This is a genomic window from Enterovibrio litoreus (genome assembly GCF_045679545.1).
Classification (GTDB): domain Bacteria; phylum Pseudomonadota; class Gammaproteobacteria; order Enterobacterales; family Vibrionaceae; genus Enterovibrio.
This window is the reverse complement of the sequence record NZ_CP166194.1, coordinates 2,474,750-2,498,205: the sequence shown is the minus strand read 5'-3', so window position 1 is coordinate 2,498,205 and position 23,456 is coordinate 2,474,750. Positions and strand designations below refer to the sequence as shown.

Sequence of the window (23,456 nt, the reverse complement as noted above, 5' to 3'; positions counted from 1 at the left end):
CATTGCTTGACGACAAAACCCGCCCAAGGGCGGGTTGGGCACAAAAGGCTCACATTGTTTCTTTTCAACAAAAGGACAAGAGAGGCGGAGCCTTAAGTCACGAAGCCTTATGCTTCAATCGGCGCACGCCAGTCATCGGCACCTGACGTACCCGCTACAGTGTGTTCCCAATCAATCTTGCGGTAAGCCACAGACACAGTCACCAGCTGGGTGAACTCTTTCTTGTTCGCGTCTTGGCAATGGGGCATTTGGCAATCGATATCGATGATGGTGCCGTCAGTCAGGATGGTCGAGAAGAAATGCTCTTGCTTACCTTCCACCGAGGTGCGGTACCATTTGAGTTCAATCTTTGGCAGCATTTCGCCTGATGCGAGTGAGTTGTACATCAGCGGCACGGCTTTGTTCAGCGCCACGGTGAACTTGAACGGCTTGTGAACACGTTGGCCAGAAGGCTGACCGCTTTGTGGGTCGGTCGGCACGGTCACGATGTGGTCAAAGGCTTGCACCAGCATTTGGTCTTCGTGGCCTTCCACATAGATGTTACCGACAGAATCTGCGGTGAAAGCACCGGCAGTGATGTTTCCCTGAGTTTTACCTTCAATAGCGATATAACATGGAGTTGGCATTGCGATGTCCTTATTCAATGGTTGCCCGCCAATCATGGCGGACAGAGAAATGAGTGATACAACGCAAGAGATAACGCAAAGGGTGTGCCAGCTATGTGGTGCAATAAAAACAAGGGGTTAGTGAGCAACCTCACTCAGGCGAGCAAAGAATTGCTTGGAGGTCGGGCGAAAAATTGCTCAGCGAGCAAGATCCTGCTTGGAAAAAGCACAGGTTCAGTGTGTCTTGTCCTGCGGAAAACGCTCTTCCAAATAGCGAACAAAGTGACGTTTCTGTTGTCACCGACAGGGCTACTCTTTATACCGGGGCTAATTCATGACTTTGGATATCGTTTTAACTATTCATGGGAAGTTGATAAAACGACTGAATGTGGGTACAAAAAATCGTTTTGTCATACCGAACGGGAGCCTTGGGATGTGCTTTTTCATGATGTCAGCAACAAAGTTAACGGGACAAAAGTGATAAGCGCGTTAGCCCACATTGCGCTAACGATCGGTGGTGGTAAGGCGTGGCGAGATAATAGAAAATTAAATCAGGAGGATATCTATCCATATAAGACGTAATTTAGTGCATATGTAAAATACCGGCGAGCTCTGCGAGAATACGGGTATCGTGAAGCGCATTGAACTTATCTTCGTTACTGCCGGCAAATTCGCTGATGCTGATGTTCCAAACTGGGCGTAAAGCCATTCACTTATCCAAGACACGGTCTAAATTTCTCTATTGTCGTCTCTTTTCACTAACCGATCCTCTGCCAACAAGATTTTAGATGTCTACACGGGTTAATAGAAAACGCGTTATGCTATGTCGTGAACTGATTTTTCTATTATTCCGTGTGTGCAATACTCCGATTGTGATCGGAAAGCCCGACGAATATCGATATAATCACTGCTAAATTTTCAATACATATTCATGCATTTGGTTCATTGAGTATTAGACAGTCGCTTTTGCAGCGGGTGGTGTACTGGTCCAAACTGACATGCAAGCAGAACAGGATTTTAAAATGGATGTATTAGTCACCGGTGGCATTGGCTACATCGGCAGTCACACCTGCGTACAAATGATTGAAGCAGGCTTGAACCCCATTCTCGTGGATAACCTGCATAACAGTAAGTTGGCTGTGCTTGAGCGTATAGAAAAGCTCACTGGTAAACGTCCAACGTTTTACCAAGGTGACATTCGCGACAAACCCTTTCTTGCTTCTGTGTTTGAAAAAGAAAATAACATCAAAGCGGTGATCCATTTTGCGGGTTTAAAAGCGGTCGGGGAGTCGGTTGAAAAGCCGCTGGAATACTACGACAACAACGTAAACGGAACCTTAGTGCTGGTGGATGCAATGCGTGAAGCTGGCGTGAAATCGATCATCTTCAGTTCTTCTGCCACCGTTTACGGTGACCCTGCCTCTGTGCCTATTCGTGAAGATTTTCCAACCTCTGCGACTAACCCGTATGGCCGAAGCAAGTTGATGGTGGAAGAGTGTTTAACGGATTTCCATCATGCAAATCCAGATTGGAGCATTACGCTGCTGCGTTACTTTAACCCCGTCGGCTCGCACAAATCCGGTGAAATGGGTGAAGACCCACAAGGCATTCCAAATAACTTGATGCCGTTTATTTCACAAGTGGCTGTTGGTCGCCGTGAGTTTTTGTCGGTATTTGGTGATGATTACCCAACCAAAGACGGCAGCGGTGTGCGCGATTATATTCATGTGGTTGATTTGGCTAACGGCCATTTGGCAGCACTGGATAAAGTCGGCCAGAAAGCGGGTTTGCACATTTATAATCTAGGCACAGGTGACGGCAAGAGTGTGCTTGAGATGGTGGCGGCCTTTAGCCAAGCTTGCGGCAAAGAGATTGCCTATCAAGTCGCGCCACGTCGTGCGGGTGATATCGCTGAATGCTGGGCTGACCCCATCAAAGCGCAAACTGAACTGGATTGGAAAGCAACGCATACGCTAGACGATATGGTGCAAGATACGTGGCGTTGGCAGTCAAATAACCCTAATGGTTACCCTGATAAGTAAGAGAAAGGTCCTAGGAAGAGCAAGACCTAGGACCTGCTCCTCCCTAGGCCCTAGAACCTAGTCCCGTTTCTAAGGAATCTTACTCGTTGAAACAAACGACGTTATCTCTCGCTCTATATATCTCCGCGCTGTGTATTGTGTTCATTGGTGTGGGCTCTCTCTTCACGGGCATTGGGCTTTCTGCCATTAACATCGAAAGCAGCCATTTTTTTTTCGGTCATGGTGATTGGCTATTTCATTTCGCGCTTTTCCATCTAAGCAGTTGGCTTGTTTATAGCCTTGATTCAGGAAAAAGACGTTTCGTGTGGTATTTGCTCTTTGCACTTGGTATTGGCTCTGAGTTAGCTCAAACCTACTGGATTCAAGGGCGAGATGGCAGCATGAGTGATGCGATTGTGAATGTCTTCGCGGTCCTTTCAGTTTTTCCGCTTCGTTTCCTTCTTTCCTCTCTACGACAACATCATCAAACCTCAAAATAAATATCAGAAAAACGTCATGTTCTATATTTAAGATTAATGGTGTGATGGATATGCAAATGAACGCACTCTCGGTGCGTTCATTTTGTCTTTTCAGCACTTTTCTCTTTAAGTCATGGAGCGGTGAATGAAGATAGCGGTAGCAGGAACGGGTTATGTTGGCCTTTCTAATGCCATGCTCCTCGCGCAGCATAACCATGTGGTTGCCGTTGATATTGTGAAAGAGAAAGTCGACATGCTAAACAATGGCGTGTCACCCGTCATTGATAAAGACATCGAGCATTTTTTAACGCAGAAAGAGTTACGTTTTTATGCCACATTAGATAGCCGCGAAGCCTACGCGTGGGCTGATATTGTGATTGTGGCGACACCGACAGACTACGATCCGGACACTAACTTTTTTAATACATCCTCCGTTGAGGCAGTGATTCAAGAAGTGGTGTCTATCAATCCTCATGCCCTTATTGTGGTGAAATCGACTGTTCCCGTTGGGTTTACGGAAACTGCCAAAATCAACTATCAGACAGAAAATTTGCTTTTTTCACCGGAGTTTTTACGCGAGGGGCGAGCGCTTTATGACAACCTGCATCCTTCTCGGATCATCATTGGTGGGCAAACAGAGTTTGCGGAGTTGTTTGCAAACCTGTTGTTAGAAGGTGCAGAAGACGAAAATATCCCCGTTCTGTTTACCCATTCCAGCGAAGCCGAAGCCGTTAAGCTGTTTTCAAATACCTACCTTGCCATGCGTGTTGCTTACTTCAATGAACTCGATTCTTACGCTGAAGCTTTGGGGTTAGATTCTCGCGAAATTATTGAAGGGGTGTGTTTAGACCCTCGCATCGGCAGCCATTACAACAATCCGTCGTTTGGCTACGGTGGCTATTGTTTACCGAAAGATACCAAGCAGTTGTTGGCCAATTACAATTCGGTACCAAACAACATCATTGGGGCGATTGTTGAGGCAAATCGCACACGTAAAGACTTCATCGCGGAATCCATATTAAAAAGAAAGCCGAAAGTGGTCGGTATTTATCGTTTGATCATGAAAACAGGCTCGGATAACTTTCGTGCGTCTTCCATTTTGGGCGTGATGAAACGTATCAAAGCGAAGGGCATTGAGATTGTGATTTATGAGCCTGTGTACACGGGGAGAACATTGTTCAACTCAGAAGTGCTCACCGATCTTGATGCCTTTAAACAGTGCACCGATGTGATTGTGTCGAACCGTATGGATGATGCATTGCTCGATGTTGAAGGCAAGGTATATACGCGAGATTTGTTTGGCGCCGATTAAACCAAAAAAAGCGAGCATGATTGCTCGCTTCTGTATGATCTTGGCGAAATTATTTCATGCTTACGAATGAAACTGCTCGCAGGCCAATAGGGTATTTTCAATCAATGTTGCCACTGTCATTGGGCCTACACCACCCGGTACGGGAGTGATGTGGCTGGCTTTCGTTTTGGCGACATCGTATTCCACATCACCCACCAGTTTGCCATCTTCCATTCGGTTAATGCCCACATCAATCACGACAGCGCCGGGTTTAATCCAATCACCAGGAATAAAATTCGGTTTGCCAACAGCAACGACCACGAGATCGGCTTGGCGAATGTGCCCTTCGAGATCTTTGGTGAAGCGGTGACATGTGGTGGTCGTGCACCCTGCGAGCAGAAGCTCCATGGTCATCGGACGACCCACAATGTTTGATGCGCCAACTACGACAGCGTGCATCCCACGAAGCGGGATGTTGTAGCGCTCAAGCAGTGTAATTATGCCTTTCGGTGTGCATGAGCGAAGCTTAGGAATACGCTGACACAGGCGACCGACGTTGTAAGGGTGGAAGCCATCCACGTCTTTTTCTGGATGAATACGTTCGAGTACGTTGGTTGCGTCCATTTGCGCAGGAAGTGGCAACTGAACCAAAATGCCGTCGATTTCATCGTCGGCGTTCAGGGAGTCGATTAATGCGAGCAAATCAGCTTCACTCGTACTTGATGGGAGATCGTAGGATTTAGAGACAAAACCCACTTCTTCACAAACACGGCGTTTACTGCCGACATAAACCTGTGATGCGGCATCATCACCGACCAGAACAACCGCTAGCCCCGGCGCTCTTAGGCCAGCCGCTTTTCTTGCTTCGACACGGGCAGCAACTTCTTGTCGAACAGTTTGAGAAATGATTTTTCCATCAATAATTTGAGCGGCCATGATTTTCCTTTGGCAAAGATACGGACTGGAAAGAGGCCGTATTTTGACAAAAAAAATGTGACATGGCTATAGCGCAAACGTTTGCGCTGTGCTCACTTTATTTTTCCTGTCCCAGAAGCGTCAATAAGTGACTCAGATGCGGGCGAGGTTAAGTTTGCGGTGAGCATGTCCTTGGCTTCGCCGTAGTAGTTTTGGATCGCTTCTGTCAGCCAAGGTTTGACGTGAAGCGTGGACACAAACACGCTGGTTCTTTCATTACCGAGATCGGTACCGTCAAGCAATTTGAACCCCGAGCCTGAAATGCCAGAGATTATCCCAACCAATTCGCCTTTGTGGTTAAATGCGCCGCCTCCACTCATGCCCGATTGAACCGGCGCGTCGGTAATACTGGCAGGGCACCTAGCAAACAGGCTGCTGTCAACAAAGTTCACGTCGATAAAGTATTTACCTTGCCCAATAAGCACCTTGCCCGTAAGACCCATGCCGACGGTGGTAATGGATTCATTTTGTTTGACGGTGCCCAGCGGGGCGGTGTTTTTGCCGGTGTTGTCTTCTTTGATTAATGCGATGTCACAATCAGGGTGATAAGCAACGACCGTACTGTAATCGAGTTTGGCGATATGTTTGGCTGTAAGGCTGAGTTCTGGGGTAATGGGAACGCTGCTGCCATGACCACCAAGCACAAATGGAATGCCGATGGGGAGGTAGTTAACTGCTGGTACATTGGTCTCTTGTGCGTATTCCAACGGACCGTTAATCAAAAAGCATCCTTGAAGACAAAAAAGGATGACCAGAGAGACTAAAGCTTTGCGTATAACCTGAGCCATTTGAAAACCTCCAATGCTGTGATGTGCGTCTCAAAAATGAGGCGGACAATTTGAGCATAGGAAGTAAGCTGGCAATGTACAAAAATCTATTGATTATTTACTCATTTAATAATTAAGTCATTGAATATAAGGGTATAAAAATTATTATAATTTTGGGTATTGTTGAAAGAGGTCGTTTTTTGTCGATTTTATGGCGAAGTCTAGTTTTGTATGCTTTTGGTGTCCTTTTTGTCAGTCACTAAGGGGTTTGGCTTGTATTGAAAGCTGTACTTTGATTTATATAAGGCATGAAGTGCGGTTTCTTGTTTATCTTTGCGAATTAAATGGATATGAGGAAAAAGAGTGCGTTAGGCATAAAGTGAGGAAAATAGAACAACAAAAAAATAAGTAAGTGCCAAATTTATATCGACATCAGGTCGGTAAAATCTGGGTTATGGCTATGTGTCTGAGAGGGTAGGCAGAATGAAAAAACAGCATAAAAAAAGCAGGTCTATAAATACAGACCTGCTTTATTTGTTTGCTTTGCCAAGCATCAGTTGGCACTAAATATGAAGGGCCCTAGAACCTTAGAACCCTAGGGCCTTAAGTCCAACTACAAATCTACCGACATCACATCATCCACGCCATTTGCACCTCGGCTGCGGTTGCGTTTGGTCGTTATCAACATATAGATGAGCGTGGCGGCGAAGCAAATCACGAAATAGAACATCAAGCCGCTTTCTGCGTTCATCGCTCTGCCAGCCAACACTGGGCCTGCCACTGAGCCAACGCTGTAGCTAAGCAGCATTAATTCTGCTGCTGCCACAATTTTTGATTCACTCACGTTACGGCACGCAAGGGTAATGGCAACGGGGTACAGAGCAAAAGCAGCGGCACCGAGTAGGAACAATCCTGCCATTAAACCTGCATCCACGGTGGCGATTTCAATCATCGCGATGGCCAGTAGGCCTGCAAAGCAGAACAGTGCCATCAACAACGCTTTTTCAACACGTGAGTTTAACCAGCTCACCAAAGGCTGCACGGCCATGCCACCCAAGATAACGATAGCCATCAACATACCCACTTGGTTGTGACTGTACTGACGCTCCAGATCTAACGGCAATAATCCGTAAATGGAGCCCAACACTAAACCTGACACAATGCAGCCAATGTATGCGGCTGACGGAAGATCTCGCATTTCGCTTAGCTTGATGCTTACATGCTCGACCTTCTTTGGTTGGCCTTTTCTGTAAACCAGTGGTGGCAACATGGCGGCAGAAAATAGGCCTGCAACCACCATCAATGGCATCGCACCTTCTGTACCAAAGAAACCGATACCGAGTTGTCCCAGCGCAGAGCCGCCATAAAGCGAAGCCATATAAAGGCCCAAACGCTTGGCGCGTGCTTTTTCAGTGTCTGCCATGAGTAGCCATGACTCGATCACCACGAAAACACCCGCAACGGCAACGCCGGCGAGAAAGCGTGAGGCGAGCCAAACTGCTGGAGAGGCAACGGTGGCCATCATGCCGACGGTGGTGACAATAACAATTAAGAAAGCAACCAATGCGTTGCGGTGGCCTAGTTGACCCACAACGCGTGCACTGATTAGCGCGCCACCCAACAGGCCAGCATAAAACACACTGGCGAGCCAAGAGGCAAGATCAACCGACATGCCTCTTGCGCTAAGTGCAAGGGGGATCAGACTCATCAAAAAACCGGACGCAACGGCAAATAGACTCAGACTAATGACAGGCACTAGTGGGCTGTTAACATCCGCTTGAATGTTTTGTGTCTGTTGCATCGCATGCTCTCTAGGTTAGTTAGTGGCTTAAAATAAAAAAACCTGCTCAAATTAAGCAGGTTTTTGATGTTCTTTGGCGTGATTATTATTTCGCCAGCCTTAAACGTAAAGTGAGATAAACTGTTTGTAAGAATCGATTTTTTTTATCGAAATGAATATTCAAAACTCTGCATATATTCAGCCGTGCTGGTCAGGGATTTCAGGTTTCTTACGCGAACTTTCCCACTTTCTATGCACACCTCGACGCAGCGCTGAAAAGGTGGACTCTACTTTATCTAATCCCACTAAGACAAAGAGAACGAATCCACACAGCAAAAGGGCTTGTCGGCCATAGTCAAATGCGATGATCATGCCCAAACCCGCCATCAACCAAACCACGGCTGCGGAGGTGACGCCTTGGATTTGACCATCACGAGACATCATCACGCCTGCACCAAGAAAGCCAACACCTGTGACGATCTGACCTAGCACGCGCGCATGGTCAAGCGAGTTATCTGACAATGAGGTCGCTAGGCGCATAAACACATAGGTACCGAGTACAATTAAAATGGCGGTGCGAATACCCACCGGTTTGCCACGCAATTGACGTTCTAAGCCTAAAAGCCAGCCACAGGCTGCACATGTTAAAACGCCTTGCCAGCTAAACGGGGCGATATCCCAAAACTCGGTCACTGATTTTCTATCCTCTATATGTGTTGTTGGTTTTGATTAGGTTTGTTGGGGCTTGGAGTTCTTTTTTCTTTGTCAGAATTCATCGCGAACTATCTGTTTAAGCATGGAAAATCACAAGGGGATCGGCAATGAAATGATTTTGTTGTGATAATGGAAAATATTTATCCTTGAGTGGGGGCGAGGTAGTGGATAAGCCGAGCATAGAGAATGAGCAAAGAACGGGCAAGCGGGTGACGTTGCCTCCGGAACATGCCAAGGCTCAAAAGGCGAGATTTGAACGAAAGAGGGGAAGAATATTGGTGACTATGCTTGTTTCTTAGGCATTTGATATCAAAGCGTGAGGAAAAGCGTTGACGCAGTGCCTATGACCCTTATAATCCGGCCTTGCATTTGCACACTCGTGTGAATCAAGTGCGCCCTTAGCTCAGTTGGATAGAGCAACGGCCTTCTAAGCCGTGGGTCACAGGTTCGAATCCTGTAGGGCGTACCAATTTCTTTCTTCCTTCGAGTTTCTTACCCTTTGCCCTTTGCCCTTTGCCCTTGGATTTTTTGCACTTTCCCCCTTGAATTCCATTTTCGCGCCCCAATCTCACAGAAACACGACGATGGACCCAGCCTGTCTCGACTCGGCAGGGCAGTGTCGCTATAATGGCGCGTCTTAAAAATCACACCTCATATTTTGAGGTTATTTGATACAAGTGTTTCATTACTTTGTACGCAAATTCACAGGCGCTATGGCGAACGAATCGCTGTAGCACGAAAGGATGCTACCGGCTGGAGCCGGGCAACATCACTCAGCAAATCTGAGTTAGTTTTGAGGTTAAATATACAATGCAAGTTACCGTTGAAACCACAGAAGGCCTGCAGCGCCACCTGAATATCACTGTTCCAGCAGCAAACATCGAAGATGCAGTGACTAAAGAACTACGCAACATTGCTAAAAATCGTCGTTTCGATGGTTTCCGCAAAGGTAAAGTGCCTTTGAAAATGGTTTCACGTATGTACGGCAAAGCGGTACGTAACGACGTGATGGGTGAAGTGATGCAGCGTCATTTCATCGAAGCTATCATCAAAGAAAAAATTAACCCAGCGGGCGCACCAACTTTCACTCCAGTTGATACTGAAGAAGGTAAAGACCTGGTATTTAAAGCTTCTTTTGAAGTTTACCCAGAAATCGAACTGAAAGATCTGGACAAAGTTGAAGTGGTTAAGCCACTGGCTGAAGTGAAAGACGAAGACGTTGCTGAGATGATCGAAACCCTGCGCAAGCAACAAGCTTCTTGGGCAGACGTTGACACAGCAGCACAAGCTGACAGCCGCGTGACTATCGACTTCATCGGTTCTATCGATGGCGAAGAGTTCGAAGGTGGTAAAGCTGAAGGCTTCGCACTGGTTATGGGTCAAAACCGTATGATCCCTGGCTTCGAAGACGGCATCGTGGGTAAGAAAGCGGGCGAAGAATTCACTATCGAAGTGAACTTCCCTGAAGATTACCATGCTGAAAACCTGAAAGGTAAAGCAGCGAAGTTCGAAATCAAACTACACAAAGTTGAAGCGCAAGAGCTGCCAGAACTGACTGAAGAGTTTGTTGCACGCTTTGGTGTTGAAGACGGTGGCGTTGAAGGCTTGAAAGCTGAAGTGCGTAAAAACATGGAACGCGAACTGAAGCAAGCTGTGAAAAACCGCATTAAAGAGCAAGTGATCGACGGTCTTGTTGAGAAAAACGACATCGACGTACCTGCTGCTTTGATCGACCAAGAAGTGAATGTACTGCGTCAACAAGCGGTTCAGCGTTTCGGTGGCAACATGGAAAACGCACCTGAGCTTCCACGTGAGCTGTTCGAAGAGCAAGCGAAACGTCGCGTTGTTGTTGGCCTGCTACTTGGCGAAGTGATCAAAACTGAAGAACTGAAAGCAGACGAAGATCGTGTTAAAGCACTGATCGAAGAAATGGCGTCTGCTTACGAAGATCCATCAGAAGTGGTTTCTTACTACGCGAAAGATCAGCGTCTAATGGAGAACATGCGTAATGTTGCTCTAGAAGAACAAGCAATCGACGCACTGTTAGCGAAAGCACAAGTTTCTGAAAAAGAGCAAGCTTTCTCTGAGCTGATGAACCCAGCTCAAGCTTAAGTGCTAAGATTGTTGAGTGGACAATTGACTTAGAATTCACTCTTCTGATAACAATGGTCCGAATGAAGCATATTCATCCGGGCCATTTATTTTAGGGAAATAACACTATGAGCTTTCAAGAAAAAAACGGAATGCCTTCTATCATGGATGCGTTAGTGCCAATGGTGGTGGAACAAACCTCCCGCGGTGAACGTTCGTACGACATCTATTCGCGCCTGCTGAAAGAGCGCGTGATCTTTTTGACCGGCCAGGTTGAAGATCACATGGCGAATCTGGTTGTTGCGCAGTTGCTGTTTCTCGAATCAGAAAACCCAGAAAAAGATATCTTCCTTTACATTAACTCTCCAGGTGGTTCTGTTACCGCAGGTATGTCTATTTATGACACGATGCAGTACATTAAACCTAACGTGAGCACGGTATGTATGGGCCAAGCATGTTCAATGGGCGCATTTTTGCTCGCTGGTGGCGCAAAAGGTAAGCGTTATTGCCTGCCAAACTCACGTGTGATGATCCACCAACCGCTGGGCGGCTTCCAAGGCCAAGCGTCGGACATCCAAATCCATGCGCAAGAAATTCTGACCATCAAGAACAAGCTAAATAGCTTGCTTGCTGAGCACACAGGTCAGCCGCTGGAAGTGATAGAACGCGATACTGATCGTGACAACTTCATGGCTTCGCAAGATGCGGTAGACTATGGCTTGGTTGATGCGATATTAAATAAACGCGATTAATTTTTTAGTTCTGAGATAGTTAGGCGTTAATTCCCTTTCTATTTTGGAATTGAGTCTTTCGCTGGTCGGAAATTTCCGCCGAGTTGATATAGACTCAGATCATGGCAAACATGGGCGAAAGCCTAAAGAGGTTAGCGAATGACAGACAAGCGAAAAGACGGTGGCAGCGGCAAACTGCTGTACTGCTCTTTCTGCGGCAAAAGCCAGCATGAAGTACGCAAGTTAATTGCTGGACCTTCTGTTTATATCTGCGATGAGTGTGTTGACCTATGTAACGACATCATTCGTGAAGAAATAAAAGAGGTCATGCCTAAGCGCGACAGCAATGAGCTTCCGACACCACAGGAAATTCGTGCGCACCTTGATGACTACGTCATCGGTCAAGACAGAGCGAAGAAAGTGCTCTCTGTAGCGGTTTATAACCACTACAAGCGTCTGAGAAACGGTGACACGACAGCGGAAGGTGTTGAGCTTGGCAAGAGTAACATCTTGCTGATTGGTCCAACCGGTAGCGGTAAGACCTTGCTTGCTGAAACGTTGGCACGTTTTCTGGATGTTCCGTTCACCATGGCAGATGCAACCACACTGACCGAAGCCGGTTACGTGGGTGAAGATGTCGAGAACATCATTCAGAAATTGCTGCAGAAATGTGACTATGACGTCGCCAAAGCAGAGCGCGGAATCGTCTATATCGATGAAATCGATAAGATCTCTCGCAAGTCTGATAACCCTTCAATCACACGTGACGTGTCGGGTGAAGGTGTCCAACAGGCGCTGTTGAAACTGGTTGAAGGCACCATTGCTTCTGTTCCGCCACAAGGTGGTCGTAAGCATCCACAACAAGAGTTCTTGCAGGTCGATACCTCTAAGATCTTGTTCATTTGTGGCGGTGCATTTGCAGGTCTCGACAAAGTGGTTGATCAGCGCGTCGCAAAAGGTAGCGGTATCGGTTTTGGTGCGGAAGTTCGTTCTAAAGACCAGCAAGCAACTTTGAGTGATTTGTTCAGCAAAGTCGAGCCGGAAGATTTGGTGAAATATGGCCTGATCCCTGAGTTCATCGGTCGTCTGCCTGTGACGGCGACACTGACTGAGTTGGATGAAGATGCGCTAGTACAGATCCTGCGCGAGCCTAAAAACGCACTGACGAAACAGTATGCGGCGTTGTTAGAGCTTGACGGCGTTGAACTTGAATTCCGTGACGACGCGTTAACGGCGATTGCTAAGAAAGCGATGGATCGTAAAACGGGTGCACGTGGTCTTCGTTCAATCGTTGAAGCTGTGTTGCTAGACACCATGTACGATTTGCCTTCGAGCAAAGATGTCTCCAAAGTGGTGATCGACGAATCGGTGATTAAGGGCGAATCTGAGCCTTTGCTTATTTATGAAGCAGCAGAGAACCAAGCAGCGGGTGCAGAGTAAGCCCCATAATGCGTGCGGTTAAATTGTGTATTTAACCAACAAACTAAGAAAAAAAAGGGAGCGCTCGCTCCCTTTTTTACATTCTGCTTGGTATGCCGTTGAATCCTGACAAACTATCCCCATATACTCATTAGTATCTAAAACGGAAGAGAGAAAAATATGAACTTGGAGCGTTCCGAGCGCATTGAGATTCCGGTCCTGCCTTTGCGTGACGTGGTTGTTTATCCTCATATGGTTATTCCACTATTTGTGGGAAGGGATAAATCTATCCGTTGCCTTGAAGCAGCGATGGACAATGATAAGCAAATTCTATTGGTTGCGCAGAAAGATGCGGCAACTGATGACCCATCCATTGTTGACCTGTACGAAGTCGGTACAGTGGCGTCAATTCTGCAGTTGCTAAAACTTCCTGATGGCACGGTGAAAGTGCTGGTGGAAGGCCTACAGCGTGCAGAAATCAAAAAATTCCGCGAGGATGACTTCTTTATTGCTGATGCTCAGTACACCGAGACGCCAGAAATGGATGATCGTGAGCAAGAAGTACTGGTACGTACTGCCATCAGTCAGTTTGAAGGCTTTATTAAGCTGAACAAGAAGATCCCGCCGGAGGTCCTCACGTCGCTAAATGGCATTGAAGAAGCCGCACGTTTGGCGGATACCATTGCTGCACACATGCCATTGAAGCTGCATGACAAGCAGCAAGTGCTGGAAATTGTGGATATCGCGGAACGCCTTGAGTTTCTGATGACCATGATGGAATCAGAAATCGATCTGCTGCAAGTTGAGAAGCGCATTCGTAGTCGCGTGAAAAAGCAGATGGAAAAGAGCCAGCGCGAGTATTACCTCAATGAGCAAATGAAGGCTATCCAGAAAGAACTGGGCGAGCTGGATGATGCACCTGACGAATTTGAAAGCCTGAAGCTGAAGATTGAAGAATCGAAAATGCCTCAGGAAGCCAAAGAGAAGACAGAGCAAGAGCTGCAAAAGCTTAAGATGATGTCTCCTATGTCGGCTGAAGCGACCGTTGTGCGCAGCTATATCGATTGGATGGTCAGTGTGCCATGGTCGAAGCGCTCAAAAGTGAAGAAAGATTTGGCGAAAGCTGAAGAGATCCTTAACGCTGACCACTTCGGTCTAGAGCGCGTGAAAGAACGCATCCTTGAGTATCTCGCAGTACAAAACCGCATTAACAAGCTGAAAGGCCCAATTCTTTGCTTGGTTGGTCCTCCAGGTGTGGGTAAAACCTCGCTGGGTCAGTCGATCGCTAAAGCTACGGGTCGTAAATACACCCGTATGGCGCTAGGCGGCGTGCGTGACGAAGCGGAAATTCGTGGTCACCGTCGTACCTATATTGGTTCATTGCCAGGTAAGCTGATTCAGAAAATGGCTAAAGTGGGCGTGAAAAACCCATTATTCTTGTTAGATGAAATCGACAAGATGTCTTCGGACATGCGTGGCGATCCGTCGTCTGCGTTGCTGGAAGTGCTTGACCCTGAGCAAAACAATGCGTTCAACGACCATTATCTAGAAGTTGATTACGACCTGTCAGATGTGATGTTTGTGGCGACGTCGAACTCCATGAATATACCGGGTCCTTTGCTTGACCGTATGGAAGTGATTCGTCTGTCGGGTTACACCGAAGATGAAAAACTGAATATCGCTAAGCAGCACCTGTTGGATAAGCAAGTGCAGCGTAACGGCCTTAAGCCAAGCGAAATCAAGATTGAAGACTCCGCTATCATTGGCATCATTCGTTATTACACCCGTGAAGCGGGCGTGCGTAGCCTTGAGCGTGAGATTTCAAAACTGTGTCGTAAGGCTGTGAAAGAGATACTGCTGAACAAAGACTTGAAATCCATCACGATTAATCAAGACAACCTGAAGAAGTACTTGGGTGTGCAGCGTTTCGATTTCGGTAAAGCCGATGAGAGCAATCGCGTGGGTCAAGTGACCGGCCTAGCATGGACCTCTGTGGGTGGCGATTTGCTGACCATTGAGACAGAATCTATGCCGGGTAAAGGTAAGCTCTCACAAACTGGTTCGCTGGGCGATGTGATGCAAGAGTCGATTCAGGCTGCAATGACCGTGGTGCGTACGCGTGCTGAGAAGCTGGGCATCAATAGCGACTTCTACGAAAAACGTGATATTCACGTTCACGTTCCTGAAGGCGCAACACCGAAAGATGGCCCAAGTGCGGGTATCGCCATGTGTACGGCATTGGTTTCTAGCTTAACAGGTAACCCTGTGCGCTCACATGTGGCAATGACTGGCGAAATCACCTTGCGCGGTGAAGTGCTGCCAATTGGTGGTTTGAAAGAAAAACTACTTGCCGCACACCGTGGTGGTATTAAAACCGTCATCATTCCAAAAGAAAACGAACGTGATCTGGAAGAGATCCCAGAAAACGTGAAAGCGGATCTAGATATCCATGCCGTGCGTTGGATCGACGAAGTTCTGACCCTTGCATTGCAGAACAACCCGCTTGGAATCGAGCTTGTCACCGCGAAAAAGAGTGACGCGTAGCAAAAATAAGCAACGTAAAAGGCTGACAGTCAGTAAAAGGCTTGTCAGTCTTTTTTTTGAGGGCTAAGTTAAGAGAAACGTTGCAAGCCCTTAATTCATAACAGCTACAGCGTTTTACAGCCTTGTTTCTATAACAAAGGCGATGACTAATTATTCGCCACCGCAAAAAATGGGATTTGTGGTTCGTTTGTAAAGGGGATGAAAAGTGAACAAGTCGCAGTTAATTGATAAAATCGCAGAAAATGCAGATCTGTCTAAAGCTTCAGCAGGTCGCGCTCTAGACGCACTGATCGACGCAGTATCAGGTAGCCTGAAAGATGGTGATCAAGTGGCTCTAGTTGGTTTTGGTACTTTCTCTGTTCGTGAGCGCTCAGCACGTACGGGTCGTAACCCACAAACCGGTGCAGAAATTGATATTCCAGCCGCTAAAGTCCCTGGCTTTAAAGCGGGTAAAGCTCTGAAAGACGCGGTTAACTAATCTTAAATACACCGTTTGCTCTTTGTCGCAGAGAGTCGAGTTTAAGGCTGTAATGTCTATGACATCAGCGTATAATCAGGCTTAACAGAGTGTAAGGGCGCATCTCGTGATGCGCTTTTTTAGTTTTTATTACTTAAGTTTTAATCTTTGATACTTGGTTTTAAATTTTAAGACGAACGTTCAATTTAGCAGGAGTGGCGGCACGTTATGATGGAGCGACTACGCGAAGGCGTAAACAGCATTGCGGTTAAGATCATCTTAAGCCTTATTATCTTTTCCTTTGCCTTTGCGGGTGTCGGTGGCTATCTAGCGGGTGGTACTGATATCCCAGCGGCTAAAGTGGGTGATCTAGAAATTAGCCGCAGCCAATTTGAGCAAGCTTACCAAAATGAGCGTGCGCAGATGCAATCACAAGCGGGTGATTTCTTCTCAACCTTGTTGAGCGATCCCAACTATCTGGCTCAATTCCGCCGTAATGTTCTAGACCGTATGGTGAATCAATCTCTTCTTGACCAAGAAGCAGATCGCCTGGGTCTTCGAGTGAGTGATGCACAGGTGAAGCAATCAATCCGTGAGATGCCTGCGTTCTCAAGCAATGGCATTTTCAATAATGACTTGTATCTCTCGGCGCTGCGTCGTAACGGTCTAAGTCCGGATCAGTTTGCTGAGTATGTGCGTCAAGATATGGTTCGTGAGCAATTAGTCAATGCACTGGTGAGCAGTGAATTTGCCTTGGAAGACGAATTAGAAGCCCTTTATAAGCTTGAAGGACAGACACGTTTGGTGCGCACACTGACTTTGCCGTTGGCTGATTTTGCTGATAAAGCGGATATCACCGATGAGCAGAAGAAAGCGTACTATGAGCAAAACCCTGCCCAGTTCGTTCGTCCTGAGCAGTTTAAGCTCTCTTATGTTGAGCTGACAGGTGCAGGTGTGGCTGATGTCGCCGATGTGACCGAAGAAGAAGCGAAAGCTTACTATGAGGCGAACATCGCGTCTTATGGTACGTCTGAGCAACGCAAAGTTAGCCACATTATGATCCAAGGTGATGATGATGCAGCGAAAGAAAAAGCACAGGCAGTTCTTGCTGAGCTTAACGCCGGTGCGGATTTTGCTGAGCTAGCGAAAACCCGTTCAGATGACACCTTTAGCGCAGAGCAGGGTGGTCAACTTGATTGGTTTGATAAAGGTGTGATGGATCCAGCGTTTGAAGATGCTTCATTTGCATTGGTGAATACTGGCGATGTCACCGGTGTTGTTCAGTCTGATTTTGGTTTCCACATCATCAAACTTGATGAAATTAAACCTTCTGATGCTAAGCCTTTTGCTGACGTTCGTGATGAAATTATCGCGAAACTTAAGCAACAACATGCTGCTGAGAAGTTCTACGCGCTGTCAAATGAGTTGGCTGAGAAAGCATTTGAAATGCCAGACAACCTTGATGATGCAGCAGAGGCGGTCAATGCAACGGTTAATAAAACTGACTTTGTTGCTTTGATTGAACTCGACGGTGCGCTTGCAAATCCTGCCGTTGCCCAAGCCTTGCAAGCACCAGAAGTGCGTGAAGATGGTTTAAACTCGGATATTATCGAGATTGCACCTGAACATGTTCTTGTTGTGCGTGTTGACGAAGTTCGTCCTGAATCCGTGTTGCCATACGAAGAAGTGGAAGCGCAGGTGACAGCGATGCTCAAGCGTCAAGAAGGCGAAAAAGCCGCAGAAGCGTTGGCACAGACACTATTGGCTGAGCTAGAAGCAGGCAATGATGCGGGCGTGAATGCATCAGGGTATGCATTTAGCGCTGAAAGTGAAATCAGCCGTGTGTCACCAGAGCGTGAAGTGGTTGAGTTGGCATTTACTATGCCAACACCGACAGCGGACACAGTTGAGTATGGTCTGACAAATGCGGGTAACGGTGATGTGCTGATTGTTGCACTCGATAGTGTGAAAGAGCCTGCCACCGAAGCGATTAGCTTGCAAAGCCAGATGGCAGAGCGTGTGGCACGTACCACCGCGAATGCCGATCTGAACGCATTGATTGCTCAGCTGAAAGCAAAAACTGAAGTGACGTATTCTATTGATACCGTAGAGCAATAATCACGACTATTTTGAAGTGATTTCTATACAGTTGTAATTGATAAGTCACATCGACGGGGCGCTTTTAGCACCCCGTCGTTTTTTTGTGCATTGTAATGGAGCGGAGTGGAAGGATTCGTATGCTGGGGAGGATTGTGATTCAAACAACCTAAGGAACAGGACATGATAAAAACACTCTTTTCAGCATTTTTACTGGCGGCAACGCTCATAGTCAGCCCTTTTGCGACAGCGCAAGATGGGGCTCAGGGCGCACCAATTGAAGTGAACATCAACACGGCGGAAGCCGAAGAGCTGGATAAGTATCTGGACGGCATTGGAAAATCAAAAGCGCAGGCCATTGTTGATTTTCGCAACGAAAACGGTGCTTTCGAATCGGTCGACGCTCTCTCTAGTGTCAAAGGTATCGGCAAAGCCATCGTTGAGAAAAACCGCGATCGTATTACCTTATAATCCCCGCTAGGTTGTGTGTCGGGGAGCACCCTCTCCCCATTTACGTCTTTATTCACATCCTCTCTTCAATGTCCATTTTTCGTATTATTCTTGTTTTATCGTCATTTCCGTTGTTGCCCTGAGGAAAAGAGCCCTTTGCATGGGGGATTTTTTTCGTGAAAAGCTTGAGAAAAGCGGGGCGCGACAACATTATGGACTGAGTACCCACGTTCCAACTAAGCCAAGGATGCCATGAGCCAGAAACACAGCCACTTCTTTGCCCATCTCGCGAGAATGAAACTTATCTATCGCTGGCCGTTAATGCGAAATGTGTTCAACGAGAATATCTCTGAACATAGCCTTCAAGTCGCGTTTGTTGCGCATGCGCTCGCCCTGATTGAAAACAGAAAATTTGGTGGGAGCTATTCACCGGAGCGCGTTGCTTTATTGGCTATGTTTCACGACTGCAGTGAAGTGCTCACGGGAGATTTACCGACACCCATCAAATACTTTAACCCTGCTATTGCCGACGAATACAAAAAAATTGAGCGCATCGCGGAAGATAAATTGGTTGCCATGCTGCCAGAAGAGTTTCGTGACGATTACCGCCCGCTAATCGACAGCGCAGCGATAGACCCCGAAGACTATCAGTTAGTGAAACAGGCTGATGCTATCTGTGCCTATTTAAAGTGCTTGGAAGAATTGTCTGCCGGAAACCATGAGTTTGAGCAGGCGAAGCGTCGCCTTGAAACCACCATGGATGAACGCGGTAGCGAAGCAACGGCGTATTTTATGTCAACCTTTGGCGCGAGCTTTGGGTTAACCCTTGATGAGATCAGCGATGAGTAAGCTGGCGGTGTCATCAGCATGGGAAGCACGTTTAGCTGAAGAGAATAAACAGCGTCGCAATGATAAGCGCACTGTATTTCAGCGAGACCGTGCCCGTATTCTTCATTCGGCGGCCTTTAGGCGCTTACAAGCGAAGACGCAGGTGCTTGGGGCAGAGCACAGTGATTTTTATCGCACTCGCCTCACACACTCGCTAGAAGTGTCGCAGATTGGCACGGGCATCGTTGCGCAACTCAAAGAGAAACAACCGGATTTTAAACCCTTGTTGCCTTCAACCAGCTTAATGGAAAGCTTGTGTCTGGCGCACGATATTGGTCATCCCCCTTATGGTCATGGTGGTGAGATTGCGCTGAATTATATGATGCGTAACGACGATGGTTTTGAGGGCAATGCACAAACCTTTCGTATCGTCTCCTTACTTGAACCCTATACCGAGCAAGATGGCATGAATTTGGCGCGCAGAACCTTGTTGGGCCTTTTGAAATATCCCTCTTTATTGAAGCACACTAGGCGGCTGCAATTGCCTGAAGATGTGAAAGAGTTTCGCCATCTCAAAGCGGCGTTATGGCATCCAGCCAAGGGGATTTATGAAGATGATTTCGATCGTTTTGATTGGGTGCTAGAGGGGCTGTCTGACAAAGACGCGAACTTGTTTACGTCTTTAAGACGGGCGCCCGATGATCACCACCACGGGCGCTCGCAGTATAAATCGCTGGATTGCTCCATCATGGAATTAGCCGATGATATTGCTTATGGTGTGCATGATTTAGAAGACGCTATCGTGATGGGGATTGTTCAACGTGACCAGTGGCAAGAAGCCGTGGCGAGCAAGTTGGCAGAATGCGGCGACCCTTGGCTTGAAACCAATATCAGCCATTTGAGTGAGCAGATGTTTGGCCCGCACCATGAGCGTAAAGATGCCATTGGCGCGTTGGTGAATACCTTGCTGACGTCGATTGCCATTGAGCCCGCGGTGCAAGATGGTGTTAACCGATTCGACGACCCCCTTTTGCAGTGGAATGCCAAACTTACCGACGTGATGCATAACGTTTTGGGCGTATTGAAAGCCTTTGTTAGCGAATACGTGGTGCAAAAGCCAGAACTTCAAGTAATTGAATATAAAGGCCAGCAATTGGTGATGGAATTGTTTGATGCGTTTGATGCCGACCCGAAACGCCTGCTGCCTGTTATCACGCGAGATCTCTGGCTCAAAGATGTGGCGGATGGAAAAACAGGTCGTCGTGTGATTGCGGATTACATCTCTGCGATGACCGATGGCTATGCCCAACGTCTTTACGCCACCATGTTCACGGCGGCGAATCAGGGCCCCTTGCATCAGATAAGGTAGAAATGGGGGAGTGCAGGTCTTAGGTAAAGAGCAGGACCTAGGATCCTAGGAAAAGCAGTGCCGTTGAATAATTTATTCGTGCCTGCTTTATTCAACCTCAGAGAATCTCCGCCGAAAGAACTGATGGACAATTCCTTCTAGGACCTAGGACCTAGGACCTAGGTCCCTAGGACCTTAAGCTTTTTTCATTCGCCTTTCTTCCCATAATGCCGCTCATAAACCCCGGGCGGCATTTGGCTTATCTGAAACTCAATCATGCCATCAAAGGCATCCAGCAGCGGTTGAAAGCGCGTGCTATCACCTTCCATCGCTGACAGTGCTTGATACCCCGCTTCAACCGTTGATAGCCCACCTTCTTTGGGGGACTTTCGAATGCGATAATTCCCTTCGCTGATTGCATCCAAGGTTACCGCTGGCAAAGCGTGAAGGTTGGCAGACAGCTGATACATCTTAAAGGCTTTGCGCCACGTGCCATCTAGCAAGATGATCCCACGAGTTTTATTGGGCTTTCCTTGCCAAAGAGAGACCGGAATGGCGTTCTCGGCAGGATAGAGCAACGCGTAGTCGATATTCTCCTGAGCCAGTAGGGCATTAAGCTCAGCGTGATTGGAAAAGTCTTCACCCACAAATAACACGCAATTTGGCAATGTCAGCGACAAAATACGCGCTGTACCTATGGGTTGGTTCACTTCCGAAGAGTGTTGAAGCACGATGACAGGCACATCGCTGTCAATGCGTGAGATGAAGTGGCAGATACACGCCTTTTTGGCTTTCCCGCAATGTTCGCAATATCGACTGGCTTTCTTATTCATTACCACGGTACGCTATAACTAAATGAAATCTCGAGAGTTGGAGACGCAATTGTCAGTTTCTCGAATACTGTTCCTGTTGGTGGCTATCACATTGATTGCCCAAATCCCCACTGTCCAAGAGGTGCTAGTTTGGGATCGCCTTGATATCCAATCAGGTCAGTGGTGGCGAATCGTAACAGGAAACCTTACTCATACCAACGCTATCCACATGGCGATGAACTTAGCAGCCTTGCTGGTATTGGCTTTACTGCATCGCAGATACTATGCGCCTCGTTCGCTGTTAGCCATGCTATGGAGCATGATGGTGGCAATTGGTGCAGTGATGTTTATTAGCCCATTCGATTGGTATGCGGGGCTGTCAGGCGTACTGCATGGGTTATTTGTGTTTGGTGTTGTGCGAGACATACAGAATAAAGTCCCACTGGGATGGGTCATGCTGGTAGGCGTCGCGCTCAAATTGGTTCATGAAGCCTACACAGGCGGTGATTCGATGACGGCGGAATTAATTGAAGCTGGAGTCGCGTATCAAGCGCACTGGGCAGGGGCTGCTGTAGGCTTAATTTTCGCGTTAGTATGGAAACAGAGTGGAAGTGAAAATATTCAGGACCTAGGACCTAGGACCTAGGTCCTATAGAGCGACAAGGCCTAGAACCACATTTCCGCAATCCTAGGCCTTCGATACTATCTCTTGCTCTTATTGACTATACGTCGACAGGAAACGTTCGAAGCGACCAATCGCCAACTCCAAATCATCGACGCGCGGTAAGGTCACAATGCGGAAATGGTCGGGTTTCGGCCAGTTAAAGCCTGTACCGTGAACCATCAACACTTTTTCCTGCATCAGGAAATCCAACATCATTTTCTCATCGTCGTAGATCTTGTAGCGTTTGGTATCAATCTTCGGGAACAGATACAGTGCGCCTTTTGGCTTCACGCAGCTTACGCCCGGGATCTGGTTGAGCAGTTCATGGGCTCTGTCACGCTGCTCAAGCAATCTACCGCCTGGCAAGATTAACTCGTTGATGCTTTGATAGCCGCCTAATGCCGTCTGAATGGCGTGTTGCATCGGCACGTTGGCACACAAGCGCATGGAAGACAGCATTTCCAGCCCCGCAATGTAGCTTTTTGCTTTGTGCAGTGGCCCAGATAAAATCATCCAACCAGAGCGGAAACCGCACACGCGATAGGATTTAGACAGACCACTAAAGGTGACACAGAAGACATCCGGTGCCAAAGGCGCAATCGAATGATGCTGAGCACCGTCGTACAAGATCTTATCGTAGATTTCGTCAGAGAAAATAATCAGATTGTGCTGACGGGCGATCTCCGCCACTTTCAGCAAAAAGTCTCGACTATATACCGCACCCGTCGGGTTATTCGGGTTGATCAACACAATCCCTTTAGTCTTCGAGGTGATCTTGGCTTTGATATCAGCCAGATCGGGATACCAATCCGATTCTTCGTCACACATGTAGTGAACGGGATTCCCCCCAGAAAGCGACACTGCCGCCGTCCACAATGGGTAGTCAGGTGAGGGAACAAGCAATTCGTCGCCGCTGTTCAGCAAGGCCTGCATTGACATCACGATCAGTTCTGACACGCCATTGCCGAGATACACGTCTTCAACGTCCAAATCCAGCATGCCACGTTTTTGGTAGTGTTGGACCACCGCTTTGCGCGCAGAATAAATCCCTTTGGAATCACAATAGCCTTGAGATGTTGGCAGGTTACGGATCACATCGACCAGAATTTCATCTGGTGCATCAAAACCAAATGGGGCAGGGTTACCGATGTTCAGTTTGAGAATTTTGTGGCCTTCTTCTTCAAGGCGCTTTGCCTGCTTCATCACTGGCCCGCGAATGTCGTAACAGACATTATCCAGCTTGGTCGACATCCCGATTTCTTGCATCATGATTCCTGAGCTTAATTTTTGGTGTTTGCAGTAAATTACACTAACGAAAAGGCTTATATAAGTAGCTAATAGCAATAAATGACGAAAAAGAGAGAAATAAGAGACTAAATGCTA

At 47.3% G+C, this 23,456-nt stretch carries 22 protein-coding genes and 1 tRNA gene; 15 read left to right on the top strand and 8 right to left on the bottom strand.

What is annotated here, in order from left to right; all coding sequences use genetic code 11:
• Positions 1 to 107: 107 nt before the first annotated feature.
• On the bottom strand, positions 108 to 626 hold the full coding sequence (locus tag AB8599_RS10955) for an Hcp family type VI secretion system effector (RefSeq protein WP_407330938.1): 519 nt from the start codon (positions 624 to 626) through the stop codon (positions 108 to 110).
• A gap of 93 nt (positions 627 to 719) precedes the next feature.
• Between AB8599_RS10955 and AB8599_RS10950 the strand changes: the two genes are divergently transcribed.
• Entirely contained in the window at positions 720 to 1,187 is a 468-nt protein-coding gene (locus AB8599_RS10950) for a hypothetical protein (protein WP_407330936.1), read from the top strand.
• Position 1,188: 1 nt separating this feature from the next.
• Here AB8599_RS10950 and AB8599_RS10945 read toward each other — a convergent pair whose 3' ends face one another.
• Complete coding sequence (locus AB8599_RS10945) at positions 1,189 to 1,314, bottom strand: hypothetical protein (protein WP_407330935.1); 126 nt, start codon at positions 1,312 to 1,314, stop codon at positions 1,189 to 1,191.
• Positions 1,315 to 1,627: 313 nt separating this feature from the next.
• Between AB8599_RS10945 and galE the strand changes: the two genes are divergently transcribed.
• The 3 genes from galE to AB8599_RS10930 all read left to right on the top strand — a co-directional run bounded on the left by galE (position 1,628) and on the right by AB8599_RS10930 (position 4,417).
• Positions 1,628 to 2,647 carry a UDP-glucose 4-epimerase GalE gene (gene galE / locus AB8599_RS10940; RefSeq protein WP_407330934.1) on the top strand — a complete coding sequence of 340 codons (1,020 nt, stop codon included), beginning with the start codon at positions 1,628 to 1,630 and terminating at the stop codon, positions 2,645 to 2,647.
• An 86-nt stretch (positions 2,648 to 2,733) separates the two neighbouring features.
• Complete coding sequence (locus AB8599_RS10935; RefSeq protein WP_407330933.1) at positions 2,734 to 3,126, top strand: hypothetical protein; 393 nt, start codon at positions 2,734 to 2,736, stop codon at positions 3,124 to 3,126.
• A gap of 124 nt (positions 3,127 to 3,250) precedes the next feature.
• A complete protein-coding gene (locus tag AB8599_RS10930; protein WP_407330932.1) occupies positions 3,251 to 4,417 on the top strand; it encodes a nucleotide sugar dehydrogenase in 1,167 nt (388 codons plus the stop codon).
• 60 nt (positions 4,418 to 4,477) lie between these two features.
• Here AB8599_RS10930 and folD read toward each other — a convergent pair whose 3' ends face one another.
• From folD to AB8599_RS10910, 4 genes are all read right to left on the bottom strand, one after another.
• On the bottom strand, positions 4,478 to 5,332 hold the full coding sequence (gene folD, locus AB8599_RS10925) for a bifunctional methylenetetrahydrofolate dehydrogenase/methenyltetrahydrofolate cyclohydrolase FolD (RefSeq protein WP_407330931.1): 855 nt from the start codon (positions 5,330 to 5,332) through the stop codon (positions 4,478 to 4,480).
• Between the two features lie 92 nt (positions 5,333 to 5,424).
• On the bottom strand, positions 5,425 to 6,093 hold the full coding sequence (locus tag AB8599_RS10920; RefSeq protein ID WP_407330930.1) for a trypsin-like peptidase domain-containing protein: 669 nt from the start codon (positions 6,091 to 6,093) through the stop codon (positions 5,425 to 5,427).
• Between the two features lie 658 nt (positions 6,094 to 6,751).
• Positions 6,752 to 7,939, bottom strand: a complete 1,188-nt coding sequence (locus AB8599_RS10915) for an MFS transporter (protein ID WP_407330929.1) — start codon at positions 7,937 to 7,939, stop codon at positions 6,752 to 6,754.
• A gap of 177 nt (positions 7,940 to 8,116) precedes the next feature.
• Complete coding sequence (locus AB8599_RS10910; protein WP_407330928.1) at positions 8,117 to 8,611, bottom strand: MgtC/SapB family protein; 495 nt, start codon at positions 8,609 to 8,611, stop codon at positions 8,117 to 8,119.
• A gap of 413 nt (positions 8,612 to 9,024) precedes the next feature.
• Between AB8599_RS10910 and AB8599_RS10905 the strand changes: the two genes are divergently transcribed.
• The 10 genes from AB8599_RS10905 (at position 9,025) to AB8599_RS10860 (ending at position 20,618) form a co-directional block, all read left to right on the top strand.
• Positions 9,025 to 9,101, top strand: a tRNA-Arg gene (locus AB8599_RS10905).
• Positions 9,102 to 9,442: 341 nt separating this feature from the next.
• Complete coding sequence (tig, locus tag AB8599_RS10900; RefSeq protein ID WP_407330927.1) at positions 9,443 to 10,744, top strand: trigger factor; 1,302 nt, start codon at positions 9,443 to 9,445, stop codon at positions 10,742 to 10,744.
• Between the two features lie 107 nt (positions 10,745 to 10,851).
• Positions 10,852 to 11,475 (top strand): ATP-dependent Clp endopeptidase proteolytic subunit ClpP, encoded by a 624-nt coding sequence (gene clpP, locus AB8599_RS10895; protein ID WP_407330926.1) that lies wholly within the window; start codon positions 10,852 to 10,854, stop codon positions 11,473 to 11,475.
• Between the two features lie 138 nt (positions 11,476 to 11,613).
• Positions 11,614 to 12,894 carry an ATP-dependent protease ATP-binding subunit ClpX gene (clpX, locus tag AB8599_RS10890; protein WP_407330925.1) on the top strand — a complete coding sequence of 427 codons (1,281 nt, stop codon included), beginning with the start codon at positions 11,614 to 11,616 and terminating at the stop codon, positions 12,892 to 12,894.
• 159 nt (positions 12,895 to 13,053) lie between these two features.
• The gene (lon, locus tag AB8599_RS10885; protein WP_407330924.1) at positions 13,054 to 15,417 is read left to right on the top strand and encodes an endopeptidase La; all 2,364 of its coding nucleotides are present in this window, start codon (positions 13,054 to 13,056) and stop codon (positions 15,415 to 15,417) included.
• 205 nt (positions 15,418 to 15,622) lie between these two features.
• On the top strand, positions 15,623 to 15,895 hold the full coding sequence (gene hupB, locus AB8599_RS10880) for a nucleoid-associated protein HU-beta (protein ID WP_017004308.1): 273 nt from the start codon (positions 15,623 to 15,625) through the stop codon (positions 15,893 to 15,895).
• Between the two features lie 207 nt (positions 15,896 to 16,102).
• Positions 16,103 to 17,992, top strand: a complete 1,890-nt coding sequence (gene ppiD / locus AB8599_RS10875) for a peptidylprolyl isomerase (RefSeq protein ID WP_407330923.1) — start codon at positions 16,103 to 16,105, stop codon at positions 17,990 to 17,992.
• Positions 17,993 to 18,154: 162 nt separating this feature from the next.
• Positions 18,155 to 18,442 (top strand): ComEA family DNA-binding protein, encoded by a 288-nt coding sequence (locus tag AB8599_RS10870; protein ID WP_407330922.1) that lies wholly within the window; start codon positions 18,155 to 18,157, stop codon positions 18,440 to 18,442.
• A 231-nt stretch (positions 18,443 to 18,673) separates the two neighbouring features.
• A complete protein-coding gene (yfbR, locus tag AB8599_RS10865) occupies positions 18,674 to 19,270 on the top strand; it encodes a 5'-deoxynucleotidase (protein ID WP_407330921.1) in 597 nt (198 codons plus the stop codon).
• Positions 19,263 to 20,618, top strand: coding sequence for an anti-phage deoxyguanosine triphosphatase (locus tag AB8599_RS10860; protein WP_407330920.1), 1,356 nt, complete (start codon positions 19,263 to 19,265; stop codon positions 20,616 to 20,618). The genes yfbR and AB8599_RS10860 overlap by 8 nt, the downstream gene beginning before the upstream one ends.
• A 185-nt stretch (positions 20,619 to 20,803) precedes the next feature.
• Here AB8599_RS10860 and AB8599_RS10855 read toward each other — a convergent pair whose 3' ends face one another.
• Positions 20,804 to 21,430: a tRNA-uridine aminocarboxypropyltransferase gene (locus AB8599_RS10855; RefSeq protein ID WP_407330919.1), complete on the bottom strand. Its 627-nt coding sequence runs from the start codon at positions 21,428 to 21,430 to the stop codon at positions 20,804 to 20,806.
• Positions 21,431 to 21,479: 49 nt separating this feature from the next.
• On the opposite strand from AB8599_RS10855, the gene rrtA reads away from it, so the two are divergent.
• A complete protein-coding gene (gene rrtA, locus AB8599_RS10850; RefSeq protein ID WP_407330918.1) occupies positions 21,480 to 22,055 on the top strand; it encodes a rhombosortase in 576 nt (191 codons plus the stop codon).
• A 69-nt stretch (positions 22,056 to 22,124) separates the two neighbouring features.
• Here rrtA and AB8599_RS10845 read toward each other — a convergent pair whose 3' ends face one another.
• Positions 22,125 to 23,339, bottom strand: coding sequence for a pyridoxal phosphate-dependent aminotransferase (locus AB8599_RS10845; protein ID WP_407330917.1), 1,215 nt, complete (start codon positions 23,337 to 23,339; stop codon positions 22,125 to 22,127).
• Positions 23,340 to 23,456 lie beyond the last annotated feature (117 nt).